The organism is Streptomyces sp. KLMMK (genome assembly GCF_036961605.1).
Lineage (GTDB): Bacteria > Actinomycetota > Actinomycetes > Streptomycetales > Streptomycetaceae > Streptomyces > Streptomyces telluris.
Window position 1 is genome coordinate 1 of sequence record NZ_JBAMDC010000448.1, and the last position, 4,835, is coordinate 4,835.

The window sequence follows — 4,835 nt, forward strand, 5'->3', positions numbered from 1 at the left end:
CCTGGCACGCCGCTCGGGCCCGGACGCGCTCGCACGCCGGCTGGGCGCCCTGGTCGACGCGGTCGCCGCGCTCCCTCCGTCCGACCGGGCAGGCGGTTCCGACCGGGCAAGCGGTACGGACGACGAGCGCCGCCCCGTGCTGCCCGATCCCGCCTGGTGGGCGGCGCACCTCCTGGGGGAGACCCTCCTGCGCGTACCGGACGCCACCCCCTACCTGGGCGCCCTCCGGCTCCTCGCCGAGCGCCTCACGGCCCGTTCCCTGGCCCTGGGCGGCTTCGACAGCGGGGCGACGGGCTCCCTGGGCGGCCTGGCCGAATTCGGGCCCTGGTTCTGGCTCCGGCTGCCCCTGGGGCTCGCCGAGCGGCTGGACCTGCTGCGCCTGCTGCTCCCCGCCGACGCACCGCCCCCCGGCCAGACCCCGTACCAGGCCCAGGCCCTGGAGAGCTCCTCCCCGGGCCCGGAGCAGTCCCGGCAGGCGCCCCAGCCGCCGCACACCGACCGCTTCCTGCCCGCCGTCATGACGGTCCTCGCCGAGGAGCCCTGCGCCGCGCAGGCCCTGCTGTGCCGCTGGTTCTCCGACGAGCGCCCCCTGCAGGCCGCCCCGTACGGCGATCACTTGAGGCTCACGGTCTCCACCGCCGCCCAGGTCCTGCTCCACACCCACCGGCACCGTGCCGTCGACGACCTCGCCGAAGCGCTCGTGGACGCCGCGCACCCGCGTGCCGACGAGCTCCTGGCCGCGCTCGCCGAGGACGAGCCGTCCGCCATCTGCCGGGCCGTGGACCGGTGGGCCCACGACGACCGCATCGAGCGGCACGTGGCGGCCGCCGCGTACGCCCTCAAGGCCGCCCGGCACGTCACCACGGCCGCCGACCGCGAGCTGCTGCGCTACTCGGCGCTCGCCCTGCTGGCCCGCCCCGCGGAGGGCGCCCTGCACGGCACCGCGCTCGCCCTTCTGGTCCGCGACCGGGAGACGCGCGCCAAGCACCTCCAGCGGGCCCTCGCCCTCTTCGCCGCCTGTGACCCGCACCTGCCGGCCGGCGCTCTGGCCCCCGCTCTGACCACTCATCCCGAACCGGTCCTCGCGGCGTACCGCGCGCGGCTGTACGTACGCGGTGACGGGCCCGGGGACGTCCTGCGAACCCTCGCCGAGGTCACCACGCCCGCCCTCGCCCGGCGGGCCGCGGCCCTCGTCCAGGAGTACGTCGAGCACCACCCCGAGGGCGCGGGGCTCGCCGCCGCCTTCGTCGACCGCCGGCTCGAGGAGGGCCCCTCGGCCCGCTCCGTCCTCTTCCCGCTCGTCGTGCACCTGCTCAGCAGCCGCCCGCCCCAGGTGCGCCGTGCCCTGGCCCCGGTCCTGGCGTTCCCGGGTACGCCGCTGTCGCGGCCGCTGCGCCAGGAGCTGCTGGAGGTGCTGCTGGAGCGCGAGCAGTACGGGCCCTTCGAGCGCGACGTCACCGTCCTGGACGCCCTGCTGCGCGCCGTGGCGGCCGGAGCGGGGGAGCGCACCGAGGCCCGCACCCGGGACCTGGTGCACCGCACCGGCCTGCTCATGGCCCGCAGCCCCGAGGGGGCGGCGTGCTTCGACCGCCGCATGGTGCAGCTGTCGCGGGAGATCCCCGTCTTCGGGGAGCAGGTGCTCCGCTGGCTGCGCTCCGCGCCCGCGCAGTGGGCCGTCGTGGTGGGCCCGCGGGCGCGCATCAAGCTCACCGCCTGGGCCGGGCCGGACGGCCCCGTGGGCGCAGCGGCCCCGTCGGGAGCGGCCGGCTCCCCTGACCTGACAGTCAGCGGACCGGCCGATGCGGGGCGCCGAGAACCGGCATGGCACTCTTAGTCCTGCGTAATCGACAGACAAAAGTTCGGGTTCGGGCGAGGAGCGGGCACAGTGCAGCGCTGGCGTGGCTTGGAGGACATCCCCCAGGACTGGGGGCGCAGCGTCGTCACCATCGGCTCGTACGACGGTGTGCACCGCGGGCACCAGCTGATCATCGGGCGGGCCGTGGAGCGGGCGCGCGAGCTCGGGGTGCCTTCGGTCGTGGTGACTTTCGACCCGCACCCGAGCGAGGTCGTGCGGCCGGGCAGCCACCCGCCGCTGCTGGCGCCGCACCACCGGCGTGCGGAGCTCATGACCGAGCTGGGCGTCGACGCCGTGCTGATCCTGCCTTTCACGGCGGAGTTCTCGAAGCTCTCGCCCGCCGACTTCGTGGTGAAGGTGCTGGTCGACAAGCTGCACGCCAAGCTCGTCGTGGAGGGCCCCAACTTCCGCTTCGGGCACCGTGCCGCGGGCACCGTCGACTTCCTGGCGGAGCTCGGCGGCACGTACGACTACGGCGTCGAGGTCGTCGACCTGTTCGTGAGCGGCGAGGCGGGCGGCGGGCAGCCGTTCTCCTCCACGCTGACCCGGCGCCTGGTCGCCGAGGGCGACGTCGCGGGCGCGATGGAGATCCTCGGCCGCCCGCACCGCGTCGAGGGCGTCGTGGTCCGCGGCGCGCAGCGCGGCCGCGAACTCGGTTACCCCACGGCCAACGTGGAGACCCTGCCGCACACCGCGATCCCCGCCGACGGCGTCTACGCCGGCTGGCTGACCGTCGGCGGCGAGTCGATGCCCGCGGCCATCTCCGTCGGCACGAACGTGCAGTTCGACGCGACGGAGCGCACCGTCGAGGCGTACGCCATCGACCGGACCGACCTCGATCTCTACGGGCTCCACGCCGCAGTGGACTTCCTCGCGTACCTGCGCGGCATGGAGAAGTTCGAGTCCATCGAGGCGCTGCTGCTGTGCATGGCGGGCGATGTGAAGCGGGCGCGGGACCTGGTGACCGCACACGAGCAGACGGCCGCCTGACGGCTGCCGCGGCGTCGGACGTACGCGAAGGGGGCCCCGTGCGGCAATCGCCGCACGGGGCCCCCTTTATGCGTGCCGTGACAGGGCGCCGGGCGCCCCGTGCGCGCTACTGCTGCGGGTAGCCGTAACCGCCGGGCCGGCCCGGGTGGCCCAGCTGTCCGGGCGGGGCGTACGGGCCCGGCTGCTGCGGCTGTGCGCCGCCGTACGGGCCTTGCGGGGTGGCGTACGGGTGGTACGGCGAGGGAGCCGGCTGACCGGGCTGCTGGGCCTGCTCGGGGGCGTACTGGGCGGGCATCGGTGCGGCCGGGGCCGCCTGCTGCTGCGGCTGCTGCGGTGCCGGCTCTCCGCCCCATACGCCGCGCTGCTGCTGGGCCCGGGTGAAGTCCTCCGCCACCATGGCCGAGAGGTTGAAGTAGGCCTCGCGGGTCTTCGGCCGCATCATCTCCAGGTCGACCTCGGCGCCGGTCGCCAGGTGCTCGTCGAAGGGGACGACGACCACGCCGCGGCAGCGCTGCTCGAAGTGGGACACGATGTCCTCGACCTTGATCATCTTTCCGGTCTCGCGGACCCCCGAGATGACGGTGACGCTGCGGGAGACGAGCTCGGCGTAGCCGTGCGCATGGAGCCAGTCGAGCGTGGTGCTGGCGCTGCTCGCACCGTCGACGGACGGCGTCGACACGACGATCAGCTGGTCGGCGAGGTCGAGGACGCCGCGCATGGCGCTGTAGAGCAGACCGGTGCCCGAATCCGTGAGGATGACCGGGTACTGCTGGCCGAGCAGGTCTATCGCACGTCGGTAGTCCTCGTCGTTGAAGGTCGTGGAGACCGCCGGGTCCACGTCGTTGGCGATGATCTCCAGTCCGGAGGGCGCCTGCGAGGTGTACCGGCGGATGTCCATGTAGCTGTGCAGGCTCGGGATCGCCGACACGAGGTCACGGATCGTCGCGCCCGTCTCGCGCCGCACGCGGCGGCCCAGCGTGCCCGCGTCGGGGTTGGCGTCGATCGCGAGGATCTTGTCCTGGCGCTCGCTGGCGAGCGTCGCACCGAGGGCGGTGGTCGTGGTCGTCTTGCCGACGCCGCCCTTGAGGCTGATGACGGCGATCCGGTAGCAGGAGAGGACGGGCGTACGGATCAGCTCCAGCTTGCGCTGCCGCTCCGCCTCCTCCTTCTTGCCCCCGAACTTGAACCGCGGACTGGCGATCTGCTTCTTCGGCTTCGGCTTGTTGCGCAGCAGCCGCTCCGAGGACAGCTCCATGGAAGCGGTGAACCCCAGCGGGGCCCCGTGCACGGACCGCTGCCGCTGCTCCGGCGTCACCGTGGGCCAGCCGCCGGCGCGCGGGTCGGCGGGCACCCCGCCCTGCCCGCCGTCCCCGGCGGGCGGCAGCGCGCCGTCGGAGTACGGGGAGGGGGCGTAGGGGTACGGGGCGGGGGCAGGGGCGGGTGCCGCAGCCGCCTCATGCGCGCCCGTGGGGCCCGGCTGAGCCTGCACCGCCGGCGGCAGCGCGGGAGAGCCGTCGAAGGGGCTCTGGGGGTTCGGGAGTTGCTGCGGATCGGCCTGGGGCGCGGGGGCCGGTGCCGGGGCCTGCTGGGGGCCGGGGTGCGGGAGGCCGTCGAAGGCCGGCGGCACCGGGGCCCCGTGCATCTCGGGACGCGGGGCGCCGTCGAGCGCAGGAGGCACGGGCGCGTGGGGCGCGGGGACCTCCGGACGCGGGTACCCGTAACCGCCCTGGGGCGCCGAGGCGTTCGGCGCCGCATGAGGCGCAGCGGCCTGCTGCGGCCCGGCGAGGCCCTGCGGCGACGGGACGGCGTCCTGCGCCGGAGGAAGGGCGGGAACGGCCTGCTGCGGCTGCGCCTGGGGCGCCGGGAAGGCATGGGGCGCCGGAGCCGGCACAGGGACGGCCGCCCCGTGCGCGTCGGGCCGCGGGTATCCGTAGCCGCCCTGCGGGGCCGGAGCGGCCGCGTACGGGGCAAGGGCCGCGCTGTCGGGTGC

Annotated in this window: 2 protein-coding genes and 1 pseudogene; 2 read left to right on the plus strand and 1 reads right to left on the minus strand. The window is 75.2% G+C overall.

Annotated features, from left to right (window positions below; genetic code table 11):
• Together V7793_RS33320 and V7793_RS33325 are read left to right on the plus strand one after the other, a co-directional pair.
• Positions 1 to 1,834 (plus strand): annotated as a pseudogene (locus tag V7793_RS33320) (hypothetical protein); the annotation flags it as partial.
• A gap of 51 nt (positions 1,835 to 1,885) precedes the next feature.
• On the plus strand, positions 1,886 to 2,845 hold the full coding sequence (locus V7793_RS33325; protein WP_336013443.1) for a bifunctional riboflavin kinase/FAD synthetase: 960 nt from the start codon (positions 1,886 to 1,888) through the stop codon (positions 2,843 to 2,845).
• 106 nt (positions 2,846 to 2,951) lie between these two features.
• Here V7793_RS33325 and V7793_RS33330 read toward each other — a convergent pair.
• On the minus strand, positions 2,952 to 4,835 hold a 1,884-nt coding region (locus V7793_RS33330), incomplete at its 5' end, for a MinD/ParA family protein (protein ID WP_336013444.1).